The sequence below is a fragment of the Bacillus sp. LQ16 genome, assembly GCF_057784645.1.
Map to the genome: position 1 here is coordinate 3816785 of NZ_CM173491.1, position 12433 is coordinate 3829217.

The window sequence follows — 12433 nt, forward strand, 5'->3', positions numbered from 1 at the left end:
AAGACTAGGGTGCAAGGAAGAAGCCACCCTTTTCTGTCTCACAGGACTGAATTAAAAGGTTATTTTTATGAAGCAATCTGCTTAGATTGTTTTGTATGTTTTTCTTGTTTTGTTTCTGGTAGTAGTAGATTTAACAGTACACCTACAATTGCTGCAAGCGCCATTCCTTCGACTTGGAATGAATCCCCTACGTGAAGTACCGCTCCACCAATACCGATTACTAGTATTACTGATGCAATCATTAAGTTTCGTTTGTCACTTAAATCTGTTTTATCATCTACCATCATGCGTAATCCGCTTGATGCGATTACACCGAATAGTAAGATTGATACCCCGCCCATAACTGGTGTTGGGATCGAATGAATCAGTGCAGAAATCTTACCGATAAATCCGAACATGATTGCGAATACTGCTGAACCGATGAATAAGTATACACTGTATGCTCTCGTAATTGCTAGCACACCGATGTTTTCACCATACGTTGTATTCGGTGGCCCACCGATTAGTGATGCAATTAATGTTGCTACTCCGTCACCGAAGATCGAACGGTGTAAACCTGGTTTTTCAATTAAATCTCTTTTAATAACATTTCCAAGTACAATTTGATGTCCGATATGTTCTGATATTGTTACTAGTGCAACTGGTACCATCAAGAGTACAATCTTCCATGAAAACTCTGGTGTGTATGTTACAAATGGTACTGTGAAATCTGGTACAACAAACCATTTTGCCTCAGCTACCGGCTTTAAGTCTACTAGCCCTTGGAAGTAAGCGAAGATATATCCGCCGATAATGCCAAGTAACACTGGTATGATACTGAAAAATCCTCTTCCGAATATCGAGCAAATGATTGTAATTGCTAATGTTACTAATGCTACTGAAAAATGTGTAAAGCTGTATTTGCCATCCGCACCGTTCATCGCCATGTTAACTGCTGTATGTGCTAAAGCTAGACCGATTACCATTACTACTGGACCAACTACGATTGGTGGTAGTAGTTTCATAATCCACTCTGATCCTGATTTCTTAATTCCGAGTGAGATTAAGATGTACACAAGCCCTGCTAGCAAACCACCAAGCATTGCTGCTCCCGGCCCACCTGCCGTTTTCGCTGTTATAATCGGTGCGATAAAGGCGAATGATGATCCTAAATATGCTGGTACTTGACCTTTCGTTATAAGAAGAAACGCTAGCGTTCCTAATCCACTTGATATTAATGCTACTGATGGATTCAATCCTGTTAAAAACGGAACAAGCACTGTTGATCCAAACATCGCGAACAAATGTTGTATACTTAAAAATAACCATTTTCCCGGTTTCGGTACTTCATTAACGTCTAACACTGGCTTTTGTTCCATTGTTACATCCTCCTTCAGTTTAAATCTTTGCAATAAAAAAACTCTTTGTGCCTGTGCACAAAGAGTCCTATACTTTCGTATGCCAAATTTGACATATGAAAGCCAAGACCCTTTGGCAGCCTCACAGGACTACATTTAAAAGGGCTTTACTTATCGTATATGCTTACTCGATCTTGTTGATCTGTCTCTTGCAAATCAACTTCGATACGCTCTTCACTTGATGTTGGAATGTTCTTTCCTACATAATCAGCGCGAATTGGTAATTCACGATGACCTCTATCAACAAGAACCGCCAATTGAATTTGAGATGGTCTACCTAAATCCATAAGAGCATCCATTGCTGCTCGAACTGTTCTTCCTGTATATAATACGTCATCAACGAGGATAACTTTTTTCTTCGTAATATCTACAGGGATATCAGAACCTTTTACAAGTGGTTCTTTATTTTTGGATTGTAGTGTTAAATCATCACGATATAACGTAATGTCTAACTCTCCAACTTCCATTTCTTTTCCTTCAATTTGACCAATTCGTTCTGCCAAACGTTGTGCAATAAAAATTCCACGAGTTTTAATTCCGACAAGAACACAATTATCGACACCTTTATTTCGTTCCACGATTTCATGACTAATTCGTGTTAAAGCGCGGCGAATCATTTGGTCATCTAAAACGACAGCTTTCTCTTGCATGCTCTACACCTCCAAGCTTTTTTTCTTGCGTGAGAGTAATGGTATAAAAAAAGTCCTCTCAGCGTGTGCGAGAGGACTTTTGAAAAAAGGGTACAACATACCCTAAGTATTTCAAACCGTTACCTTCTCAACCTCACGGGGCTGTGTTAAAGGATCATTATTTAACTGTTGTCAGTATCTCAGTTTTCTTATGATTTGTCAATACTATTTTCGTAAAATATTTAATGCGTCTTCAAACACTTCTGGAATCGGTGCCTCAAACTGAATATATTCACCAGTACGAGGATGATCAAAGCCTAAAATACCCGCATGAAGTGCTTGTCCATTCATATCTAATGTTTTCTTCGGACCATACTTCGGATCTCCTGCAAGTGGATAGCCAATATATTTCATATGAACACGAATTTGGTGCGTACGTCCCGTTTCTAAGCGACATTCTACAAGTGTAAAGTCTTTAAAACGTTCTAACACTTGGAAGTGCGTAACAGCGTTCTTACCATTTTCATCAACTGTCATACTTTGACGCTCTTTCTTATCACGACCAATTGGTGCATCAATAGTTCCCTTATCATGCGGAATCACACCGTGTACAATCGCTTTGTAACGTCTCGTTACTGTTTTGGCTACAAGCTGATTTACAAGCGATTCATGTGCCATATCATTTTTAGCAACCATTAATAGTCCAGATGTATCTTTATCAATACGATGCACGATACCTGGACGCATTACACCGTTAATGCCTGATAAGTCTGTACAATGGTGCATAAGGCCGTTTACAAGTGTACCACTTGTATGCCCTGGTGCTGGATGTACAACCATGCCACGTGGCTTATTTACAACAAGCACATCTGCATCTTCATAATAAATTTCTAAATTTAAATCCTCTGGTTGAATATCTAGCGCTTCTGGCTCAGGAATCGTTACTGTAATTTCATCTTCTTCTTTTACTTTATAATTCACTTTTACTGCTTTCCCGTTCACTGTCACAACATCATCTTTAATCCATTGCTGTACTTGTGAACGTGACCATTCGTTATTTATCCCTGTAACGAATTTATCAATTCGCTCGTTTTTTTGCTCTGCTGCAACTGTTACTTGTACTACTTCACTCATTCAATTACTCCTTCGCTTTCTTGCCTTCTAATAATGTTTGAATAATAATTAATACAACACCAATACATAATGCTGAATCAGCTATATTGAATACTGGATAGTTGTACGAGAAAATATACACGTGAATGAAATCCACTACTTCTTGTCTAAATACACGATCAATAAAGTTACCAATTGCCCCGCCCAAAATTAGACCTAACGAAATACCTAGAAGCTTGTCTGTTTTCGCATACTTTTTCATATAAAATACGATAAACACTACAAAAACAACTGTAATAATGTAGAAGAACCACATTTTATTTTCTAAAATACCCCAAGCAGCGCCTCTATTTCGATGTGATGTTATGTATAATACATTGTCGATAATCGGAATACTCGTACCCAATTCCATGTTCTTTACAATTAACCACTTCGATATTTGATCGATAGCAATGACAAATAACGCTATTACATAATATATCATTTTCATTTCCCCCACAAAGACAGTGTACCTCAAAATTTTAGCATAGCTGCTACCTTTTCACAATGAACCTTTATAGAAGAATAAAATAAATTAAAAAAAGGTAATATAATATCGTTGTGCGTATTCATACATTTACCTTTTCATAGAAGAATTCATGAATCGTACGAGCAGTCGGCATTGTCTTCATTTGCTTTGTCGAAATTAATCTCCCCGTCTCTTCACAAATACCGTACATGTCTATTTCCATTTTAAATAATGCGCGTTCTACATCCTTTAAATCCTCTTTTATATCATGTAATAGCAATTTTTTCTTTATCTCTTCCTTAATTTCATATCCAAGCTCTTGGCTGAACTCGACATCATATTTGTGCATTACTTCTTTAGCTAGTCTCTCTTGCAACTCTTTTCTCATCAATTGCAATTCTTCTTTTATTTCCATGTAAATCTCATTCACGTGTACATTCCTCCTAGCTGTAATGTACAGTTAGTGTGTCCGAAATTTATTTGCTTACCTCACACACATTTTTCCTTCACAGGAAAGAGTCTGAAAAGTTTTTTTTGATATGCCATCAACAAAAAAACTGACTGCATGAATAGCAGTCAGTTTTTTATTATTTTACATAGTTTTCTTTAACAACTGTTGCACAACGCTCACATAATGTTTCATGTTCAGCATCTTTACCAATTGTTTCTGAAACTACCCAACAACGTTCACATGTTTCACCAGTTGCTTGAGCAACAACAACCGCTGTATGTTCATACTTCGGTGCATCTGCTGGCGCTTTATCCATCATACCACCAAGTTTATACTCAGAAACGATGAATAATTGCTTTAAGTCTTCGCTAATAGACTCTAACATAGCTTTCATTTCTGCAGTTGGATATAGCGTAATGCTTGCATTTAATGACTTACCGATTACTTTTTCATTACGAGCTACTTCTAGTGCTTTTAACACGTCATCACGTAATGTCATAAATGCATCCCATTTTGTTTTTAACGCTTCCGCGTCATCTAATTGTACAGCTTCTGGCATATCAGTTAATTGTACACTTTCTTCTGTTACGCCTGGAATGTATGGCCATACTTCATCAGCTGTATGCGGTAAGATTGGTGTTACAAGTTTTGTTAACGCAACAAGAACATCATATAATACAGTTTGAATTGCACGACGATCTTCGTGATTTGCACCTTCAATGTATAAAATGTCTTTTGCAAAGTCTAAGTAGAATGAACTTAAATCAATTGTACAGAAGTTATGAATTGCATGATACACAGCAGCGAAGTCGTATGTCTCATATGCTTCTTTAACTTTTGTAATTAAGTCATTTAATTTCACTAACATGTAACGATCTACTTCACGAAGTTCAGCTACAGCTACTGCATTTTCACTTGGCTTAAAGTCGTCTAAGTTTCCTAATAAGAAACGGAATGTGTTACGGATTTTACGATACACTTCTGCTACTTGTTTTAAAATATCATCTGAAATACGTACGTCAGATTGATAGTCAACAGAAGATACCCATAAGCGTAAAATGTCTCCGCCTAATTGATCCATAATTTTCTTCGGTACGACGATGTTTCCAATCGACTTACTCATTTTACGTCCTTCACCATCTAGTACGAAACCGTGACTTAATACGCCTTTATATGGAGCTTTACCTGTTACAGCAACTGCTGTTGATAATGAAGAGTTAAACCAACCACGATACTGGTCAGATCCTTCTAAATATAAATCAGCTGGACGCTGTAAATCTTCGCGCTCTTCTAATACCGCTTGGTGAGAAGAACCTGAATCGAACCATACATCCATGATGTCTGTTTCTTTACGGAATTCGCCATTTGGGCTACCCGGATGTGTAAATCCTTCTGGTAATAGATCTTTCGCTTCACGCTCGAACCATACGTTAGAACCGTGTTCACGGAATAAATCTGCTACATGGTTAATTGTTTCATCCGTAATAATTGGATCACCATTCTCAGCATAGAATACCGGAATTGGCACACCCCATGCACGCTGACGAGAAATACACCAGTCACCACGGTCACGAACCATATTATGAAGACGAGTTTCTCCCCATGCTGGTACCCATTTCGTTTCCGCTACAGCTTCTATTAATTCTTTACGGAATGCTTCAATAGATGCAAACCACTGTGCTGTCGCACGGAAAATAATTGGTTTTTTCGTTCTCCAATCATGTGGGTATGAATGTGTAATGAATGTTAGTTTCAGTAACGCGCCTACTTCTTCTAATTTTTCTGTAATTGGCTTGTTAGCTTTATCATAGAATAAGCCTTCAAATCCAGGTGCTTCATTTGTTAATACACCTTTATCATCGACTGGGCAAAGTACTTCTAATCCATACTTTTTACCAACAACGAAGTCATCTTCCCCGTGTCCTGGTGCTGTATGAACACAACCTGTACCTGCATCTGTTGTTACGTGATCTCCTAGCATAACTAATGAATCACGATCGTAGAATGGATGTTTTGCAACTGTGTACTCAAGTTCGCTACCTTTTACTGTTTTCACAACTTCAGCATTTTCCCACTCTAACGTTTTTGCAACTGTCTCAAACAGCTCAGAAGCAATGATATATTTCTCATCATTTACTTTTACAATACTATATTCAAGCTCTGGGTGAACAGAAATACCTAAGTTTGCAGGTAATGTCCAAGGTGTTGTTGTCCAAATGATGTACTTTTCATCACCTTCTAATACATTCTTTCCATCTTTTACAGGGAATGCTACGTAAATAGATGCTGATTTTTTATCTTGATATTCAATTTCAGCTTCTGCTAAAGCAGATTCACTCGTTGGAGACCAGTAAACTGGTTTTTGACCTTTATAGATATAACCTTTTTTCGCCATGTCACCAAACACTTTAATTTGTTGTGCTTCATAAGCTGGCTCTAAAGTAATATATGGATTATCCCAATCTGCACGTACACCTAAACGCTTAAATTGTTCACGTTGACGTTCTACTTGTTCATATGCATACTCTGCACATAACTTACGGAACTCAGCAACTGTCATTTCTTTACGTTTTACGCCTTTATTTGTTAAAGCTTGTTCAATTGGTAAACCGTGCGTATCCCATCCTGGAACATATGGCGCACTAAAACCAGTCATTGATTTATAACGAACAATAAAGTCTTTTAATACTTTATTTAATGCATGTCCCATATGAATGTCACCATTCGCATATGGAGGTCCATCATGCAATACAAATAAAGGACGACCTTTTGTATGTTCTTGTACTTTTTCGTAAATATTCATTTCAGCCCATTTTTCTTGCATTGCAGGCTCACGTTTTGGTAAGTTCCCACGCATTGGGAACTCTGTTTTTGGCATCAGTAATGTATTTTTGTACTCCATGCTCAATTCCTCCTTACATGTATAAAAGAAATACTTAAAAAACGGAATAAAAAAGAGACTTTCTCATCCCAAAAAGGGACGAGAAAGTCTCCCGCGGTACCACCCTAGTAGATTCTATACATATGTATAAAACCCTCTTTATATTCTTAACGCGAATACACGCCTACGCTTACTCTATTTGTTCAGCGCGGAACTCCAGGGTGATATTCCCACTATCTCCTTATCCTGAGCTTACACCATCCTCAGTTCGCTATATAAGGTTTGAAAAGGTACTTATCCCTATCTTCGTTTTTCTTAATAAATATGTTGTTTAAAATTATATGTAATAATGAGAAAAACGTCAAGCTTACACTGTTTCTTCTTTTTTCAACAGTTCATCTACTTCGTCTTCTAACTCAATTAGTTTATCCCAATCATCGTTGTTTAACATTTCAAGCTGTGTTTCTAATAACATACGGAAACGAGTTCGGAATACTTTCGCTTGTTTCTTTAGCTCTTCAATATCAAAAGCAACTTTTCTTGATTTTACTAATGCTTCGTTAATAATACGATCAGCATTCTTTTCAGCTTCACGCACAATTAATTTCGCTTCTTTTTGCGCATTACGTTTTACTTCTTCCGCTGCTTCTTGCGCAACAACGATAGATTTGTTTAACGTATCTTCAATATTAGAGAAATGATCTAACTTCCCTTCTAACTGCGCAACTTTTTCTTCTAAAGCTTTTTTCTCACGAATGACCAATTCATAATCTTTGATAATTTGATCAAGAAACTCATTTACTTGATCTTCATCATAGCCACGGAATCCGCGACCAAATTCTTTGTTATGAATATCTAATGGTGTTAACGGCACAACGCCACCTCCAAGTAGTTATCTAAATTTCCTCTTTCAATTATATCTTTTCTTCGACAAAATAGGAGGATTTCCTTCTAAAAAACCAATCATTTTAGTATACCATACAAAATTCTCCATTTGTCGCGTTTTGTTCTACCTTCTACAGAAAATAATTTACTTCGGCCATATCCTCTAACAGAAAAAACGTCTCCTGGATAACATTCATAAGAAGTTTGCTCCACTGTTTTCCAATTGACTTTTACTAAACCATTTTTTATGAAAGGTTGTACTTTCTGTCTAGATAAATGTAACATTTCAGCTAACATAACATCTAAACGAAGTGAAGAAACCGTTCCAGATTTCTCCCCCCACGTTTCATGTATTTGTAGAATTTGTTCTCCTTGTACTGCTGATAAGGAGACTTTTACTTTTCCTATTGCTTGTAAGTTCATCTCAATGTACGATACGATTTCTTTCGCAACTACAATTTGGGCACGATTTTCTTGCAGCAAAATATCACCACATTTTTCTCTCGTTAAACCAAGAGACATAAATGTACCTAATATTTGCCTATGTTCTAGCGTATAAAACTTGGAAGGATAGTCAATTTCTAATACTTCTACTTGAAATTCTTCTTCATTTAATTCTAGATAGTCTGGATAAATGAGTGCTCTTTTACGCTCTGCATTAGGCGTTGCACCACCAAATTGTACAGCGACATCTCCTTGTCCAATTACCATAGAAACAATTTGTTGCTGTCTTGGATCAAGGAAATCTGTTAATTTCACTTGATGGTACTCCGCTGTTCGCTTCCACTCCAGCACTTTATCTACAAAGACCTCTTCATCAGGCCTAAAATGTTCGTAAATGCTCATGTATTTAACCTCTTACTATAAGAAATAGCTGAACAAACTGAACAAACCACTTTTAGCAAGTTTTAACGCAAAAATCGCAACGAGTGGAGAAATATCAATCATACCAAGCGGCGGAATAAATCTGCGGAATGGTTCTAAATACGGTTCACAAATTCGCGCCAAGAACTCTCCAAAAGATGATTCCTTTGCACCAGGAAACCATGATAGGAGAATGTAAATAATCAGTGCCCACGAGTAAATCTCGATAGCAGAACTTAACACCATTAAAACTGTTGTCATGGCGTATTACCACCTCTTTATATTTGTTTCTTCTTCTTCACCGAATAACTCTGAAATTGCACCAACAATATCAACATTTTCAGGTGTACACATAAATGTTTTCGGTCCTATTTTTTGAATGTCCCCGCCTATAGCGTATACAGTACCACTTAAAAAGTCAACGATACGTACCGCTTGATCAGTAGACATTCTCTGCAAATTAATTACAACAGCTCGTCTACCTTTTAAGTGGTCCGCAATCCCTTGTGCTTCCGAATATGTGCGCGGTTCTAATAAAACAACTTTTGAAGATTGTTTTGCTGTTTCAATACTCACAACATTTTGCTTCGGTTGCGCTTTTGGAAACGTAACATCTTGTTGTTCTGGTGGATCTTGCTGCTTTTTCATGTCTGTTTGCTCCTTTTCATAACCATATTGAGCTGCTTCTTTTTCTTCCGGTGTATCAAAAAAGAAGTATTTTACTTTTGACCAACTCATAATAAGATTCTCCTTCCTTTTACGCTTTTCCTACTAAAATCGTTCCCAAACGAATATATGTAGCCCCTTCTTCAATTGCAATCGTGTAATCGTTGGACATTCCCATTGATAATTCTTTACATGGCGCATGTAATAACTCTAGCTCCTGCACCTTTGTTTGCAACATACGTAATTCCTTAAAACAGCGTCTGATTTCTTCCTCTTCTTCTGTAAATGGAGCCATCGTCATTAGTCCAACCACTTCAATTTTATCGAATTCTTGCAAACTTTGAATAAAAGAAACAACCTCTTCTATTGCTAATCCTTGCTTCGATTCTTCAGATGAGGTTTTCACTTGAATAAAGCATTTCACTTTCTTATCAGCACGTTTCTGAATTTCTTTCGCCAGGGAAAGACGATCTAACGAATGTAAATAATCAATTTCATTAATGATTTCTTTTACTTTTCTCGTTTGTAATGAGCCAATAAAGTGCCAATTAACTTTTGAACCGAAATGCTCATATTTCTGTAAGAAACCTTCATTTCTATTTTCACCTAAATCGATAATTCCAGTTTCAATTACTTCGTTTGTTTTTTCAATCCCTACAGTTTTTGTCACTGCAACAAGTTTAATATCTTGCAACGAACGTCCAGCTCGAACGCAAGATTCTTTAATAGCTTCGTTTACAATTACTAAATTTTCTTGTACTGTCACTTGCTTCCTTCCTCCTTAAAACCTATGAAACTCAACATTCTTCCTGTCTTACCTTGATCACGACGATGAGAGAAAAATAGTTGTTCTTCACAGCTTGTACAAAGAGATGACATTACAATATGCTCTTCTTTTATGCCTGCTTGTACACATAATATACGATTAATTTCTTTTAAATTAATTGCGTACTGCCCGTCAGAAATTTTTTGATGAGGAACAGCACCGTTAATTACTTTCTGTGCTGCTGTTAATACACGATCATCCACAACATAACAACAAGATCCAATCGACGGTCCAATTGCAACATGAATTTCATCACTTGAAATACCTTCTGCATTCCACTTTTGAATCATTTCCTTTGCAATCTCTTGTACAGTGCCTTTCCATCCAGCATGCGCAAGTCCTATCATACCATGTGATGGTGCATAAAAATAGAGCGGAACACAATCCGCGTAACAAGACGTTAACAGAACATCTTCATTACTCGTATAAATGCCATCTGTTTTTGAAATGCCGTCCTCATATGAATAAACGCCACTTCCTTTTTCCTGTTGCCCTACTTTTTCAACATGATGATCATGAACTTGTTCAGAGCAAATCCAGTTTTCTAATGGTTTTTGTAACTTATTTGCTAAAATGCGTCTGTTTTCATGAACGTTCTCCACGATATCATTCACATGTAATCCTAAATTCATCGCATGAAAGGAGCCCGTACTTATCCCACCATCTTTTGTCGTAAATCCAGCAGTAATGTTTCCAAGTTCTTTCCACGCTTGTAAATACAGTATACCGTCCACATATTTAAATGGTTCTCTCATAATAAAGCGGCTCCTTTTAATTAAAATAACAGAAAAAAGCATGGTACTTCCTGTCTATTTTACCATACTTTTATTTTTTCATAATCCTAACAGAAAAAAAAGAGGAATTTGTAATATTCTTTATGAAATTGTCGGTGTTTGTATTGATTCTGTTACAGTATTAACAGGATCTACTCTTACAAGTATGACATCCTCCCCAATTTTCACAATTTCCTTCCAAGGAATTACAATCTCAACATCTTTTCCAAAAATACCTAGCATACGTGTCTGTTTGGAAATAATAACAGAACAAACTTGCCCTGTGTTCATATCAATTTCAATATCTCCAATATTCCCAATCCTTTTTCCATCTGAAATATTTATAACATCCTTCATCTGTAACTCTGAAATTCGTATCACCATTTTTACCCTCTCCCTTATATGACGAATTGGAAGCTGTTTCTCATATTTACAGGAAGCCACCTATACGAAACACCATGCTAGTTTCATTATATGAACACTAATCCCCTACTATGAACACTAATCCCCTACTATGAGCACAAACCATATTACATATAAAAAGGTCTCACCATAATTGGTGAGACCTTATCCTTGAATCGTTTTATTCATTTGTTTAATGGCTGACTTCTCTAAACGTGATACTTGAGCTTGGGAAATCCCAATTTCTTCTGCAACTTCCATCTGTGTCTTTCCTTGGAAGAAACGTTTTCTAATAATCATTTTCTCTCGATCATTTAAACGCTTCATTCCTTCTTTCAATGCTAGTTCTTCAACCCACTGCTCGTCCTTTTGTTTTTCATCACTTAACTGATCCATAACAAAGATAGGATCTCCTCCATCATTATAAATCGGTTCAAATAATGAAACTGGATCTTGAATTGCATCTAAAGCAAATACTATCTCTTCATGAGTTACTTCTAGCACTTTTGCAATATCCATTGCTGTTGGTTCTTTTGAATTTTCTGCAATTAACTTCTCTCTTACTTGCAAAGCTTTATACGCAATATCTCGCAATGAGCGCGATACGCGAATCGGATTATTATCACGCAAATATCTGCGTATTTCCCCAATAATCATCGGCACAGCATACGTTGAAAATTTTACATTTTGGCCTAAATCAAAATTATCAATTGATTTCATAAGTCCGATGCAACCAACTTGGAATAAATCGTCAACATATTCTCCTCTGTTATTAAATCTTTGGATGACGCTCAGTACAAGACGTAAGTTTCCATTCACTAATTTTTCTCTTGCGCTTATCTCTCCACTTTGCATTTCACGAAATAATTTACGCATCTCTTCATTTTTTAATACTGGAAGTTTAGCTGTATCAACACCGCAAATTTCTACTTTGTTTCTCGTCAAAGTGTTCCCTCCTATCGGGAGTTGCTGTACAGTGTAAAGTATTTCCTTTGAAGGGGATTTTATGCATATGGTTTTTTCACGATTTTTCATTTA

General features: G+C 36.7%; 14 protein-coding genes and 1 other annotated feature. All 14 genes read right to left on the bottom strand.

Annotated features, from left to right (window positions below; translation table 11 throughout):
• Positions 1–65: 65 nt before the first annotated feature.
• Positions 66–1358, bottom strand: a complete 1293-nt coding sequence (uraA, locus tag AC3EMB_RS19025) for a uracil permease (protein ID WP_053563749.1) — start codon at positions 1356–1358, stop codon at positions 66–68.
• Positions 1359–1504: 146 nt separating this feature from the next.
• On the bottom strand, positions 1505–2047 hold the full coding sequence (gene pyrR / locus AC3EMB_RS19030; protein WP_001156491.1) for a bifunctional pyrimidine operon transcriptional regulator/uracil phosphoribosyltransferase: 543 nt from the start codon (positions 2045–2047) through the stop codon (positions 1505–1507).
• 204 nt (positions 2048–2251) lie between these two features.
• Positions 2252–3160, bottom strand: a complete 909-nt coding sequence (locus tag AC3EMB_RS19035) for an RluA family pseudouridine synthase (protein ID WP_000005832.1) — start codon at positions 3158–3160, stop codon at positions 2252–2254.
• 4 nt (positions 3161–3164) lie between these two features.
• Positions 3165–3623, bottom strand: a complete 459-nt coding sequence (gene lspA / locus AC3EMB_RS19040; protein WP_000642180.1) for a lipoprotein signal peptidase LspA — start codon at positions 3621–3623, stop codon at positions 3165–3167.
• 124 nt (positions 3624–3747) lie between these two features.
• Complete coding sequence (locus AC3EMB_RS19045; RefSeq protein WP_001002956.1) at positions 3748–4077, bottom strand: TraR/DksA C4-type zinc finger protein; 330 nt, start codon at positions 4075–4077, stop codon at positions 3748–3750.
• A gap of 157 nt (positions 4078–4234) precedes the next feature.
• Positions 4235–7000: an isoleucine--tRNA ligase gene (gene ileS2, locus AC3EMB_RS19050; protein WP_488517226.1), complete on the bottom strand. Its 2766-nt coding sequence runs from the start codon at positions 6998–7000 to the stop codon at positions 4235–4237.
• A 71-nt stretch (positions 7001–7071) separates the two neighbouring features.
• Positions 7072–7295, bottom strand: a binding site (T-box leader).
• 51 nt (positions 7296–7346) lie between these two features.
• On the bottom strand, positions 7347–7853 hold the full coding sequence (gene divIVA / locus AC3EMB_RS19055) for a septum site-determining protein DivIVA (RefSeq protein ID WP_001131611.1): 507 nt from the start codon (positions 7851–7853) through the stop codon (positions 7347–7349).
• Between the two features lie 89 nt (positions 7854–7942).
• Positions 7943–8710 carry a YlmH family RNA-binding protein gene (locus tag AC3EMB_RS19060; protein ID WP_000029713.1) on the bottom strand — a complete coding sequence of 256 codons (768 nt, stop codon included), beginning with the start codon at positions 8708–8710 and terminating at the stop codon, positions 7943–7945.
• 15 nt (positions 8711–8725) lie between these two features.
• Complete coding sequence (locus AC3EMB_RS19065; RefSeq protein ID WP_000214324.1) at positions 8726–8989, bottom strand: YggT family protein; 264 nt, start codon at positions 8987–8989, stop codon at positions 8726–8728.
• Positions 8990–8995: 6 nt separating this feature from the next.
• Positions 8996–9466, bottom strand: coding sequence for a cell division protein SepF (locus AC3EMB_RS19070; protein ID WP_000119129.1), 471 nt, complete (start codon positions 9464–9466; stop codon positions 8996–8998).
• A gap of 19 nt (positions 9467–9485) precedes the next feature.
• Positions 9486–10160 carry a YggS family pyridoxal phosphate-dependent enzyme gene (locus tag AC3EMB_RS19075; protein WP_000218011.1) on the bottom strand — a complete coding sequence of 225 codons (675 nt, stop codon included), beginning with the start codon at positions 10158–10160 and terminating at the stop codon, positions 9486–9488.
• The gene (gene pgeF / locus AC3EMB_RS19080) at positions 10157–10975 is read right to left on the bottom strand and encodes a peptidoglycan editing factor PgeF (RefSeq protein WP_001209012.1); all 819 of its coding nucleotides are present in this window, start codon (positions 10973–10975) and stop codon (positions 10157–10159) included. Before pgeF ends, AC3EMB_RS19075 begins: the two co-directional genes overlap by 4 nt.
• A gap of 120 nt (positions 10976–11095) precedes the next feature.
• Entirely contained in the window at positions 11096–11377 is a 282-nt protein-coding gene (locus AC3EMB_RS19085; protein ID WP_000236749.1) for a YlmC/YmxH family sporulation protein, read from the bottom strand.
• A 183-nt stretch (positions 11378–11560) separates the two neighbouring features.
• Entirely contained in the window at positions 11561–12340 is a 780-nt protein-coding gene (sigG, locus tag AC3EMB_RS19090) for an RNA polymerase sporulation sigma factor SigG (protein ID WP_000197755.1), read from the bottom strand.
• Between the last annotated feature and the right edge of the window lie 93 nt (positions 12341–12433).

Bases quoted from the DNA above. Each gene is read 5' to 3' on its own strand.
- uraA (WP_053563749.1), bottom strand. From the start codon at position 1,358: ATGGAACAAAAGCCAGTGTTAGACGTTAATGAAGTACCGAAACCGGGA.
- pyrR (WP_001156491.1), bottom strand. From the start codon at position 2,047: ATGCAAGAGAAAGCTGTCGTTTTAGATGACCAAATGATTCGCCGCGCT.
- AC3EMB_RS19035 (WP_000005832.1), bottom strand. From the start codon at position 3,160: ATGAGTGAAGTAGTACAAGTAACAGTTGCAGCAGAGCAAAAAAACGAG.
- lspA (WP_000642180.1), bottom strand. From the start codon at position 3,623: ATGATATATTATGTAATAGCGTTATTTGTCATTGCTATCGATCAAATA.
- ileS2 (WP_488517226.1), bottom strand. From the start codon at position 7,000: ATGGAGTACAAAAATACATTACTGATGCCAAAAACAGAGTTCCCAATG.
- AC3EMB_RS19060 (WP_000029713.1), bottom strand. From the start codon at position 8,710: ATGAGCATTTACGAACATTTTAGGCCTGATGAAGAGGTCTTTGTAGAT.
- AC3EMB_RS19065 (WP_000214324.1), bottom strand. From the start codon at position 8,989: ATGACAACAGTTTTAATGGTGTTAAGTTCTGCTATCGAGATTTACTCG.
- AC3EMB_RS19070 (WP_000119129.1), bottom strand. From the start codon at position 9,466: ATGAGTTGGTCAAAAGTAAAATACTTCTTTTTTGATACACCGGAAGAA.
- pgeF (WP_001209012.1), bottom strand. From the start codon at position 10,975: ATGAGAGAACCATTTAAATATGTGGACGGTATACTGTATTTACAAGCG.
- AC3EMB_RS19085 (WP_000236749.1), bottom strand. From the start codon at position 11,377: ATGGTGATACGAATTTCAGAGTTACAGATGAAGGATGTTATAAATATT.